1 protein-coding gene is annotated in these 223 nt (G+C 51.6%); it reads right to left on the reverse strand.

Annotated features, from left to right (window positions below; all coding sequences use genetic code 11):
- Positions 1-201, reverse strand: a 201-nt coding sequence (locus LKX83_RS33250; protein ID WP_227887571.1) for a hypothetical protein, incomplete at its 3' end; no start/stop codon positions are given.
- Between the last annotated feature and the right edge of the window lie 22 nt (positions 202-223).

Raw genomic sequence — 223 nt, forward strand, 5'->3', positions numbered from 1 at the left:
ATTCAAATTACTCGTTACAACTGTATAGCTGTTCTGTAATGTCGTATTACTTACCGTCACCTTTGCTACACCGCTCGTGGCTGTGGCGGTCTGCTGACCTGTGGCACTGCTATCTGTGTTCGTCACCACCACATAATAGTACGTCGTTCCCGCTGTACCTGTCGGTGCTGCATACGTCGCACTCGTCGCGCCGCTGATCAACGTGCCTCCGCTATTGCTGTTT

Origin of the sequence: Cohnella baijiui (genome assembly GCF_020731285.1) — a bacterium.
Classification (GTDB): Bacteria; Bacillota; Bacilli; order Paenibacillales; family Paenibacillaceae; genus Cohnella.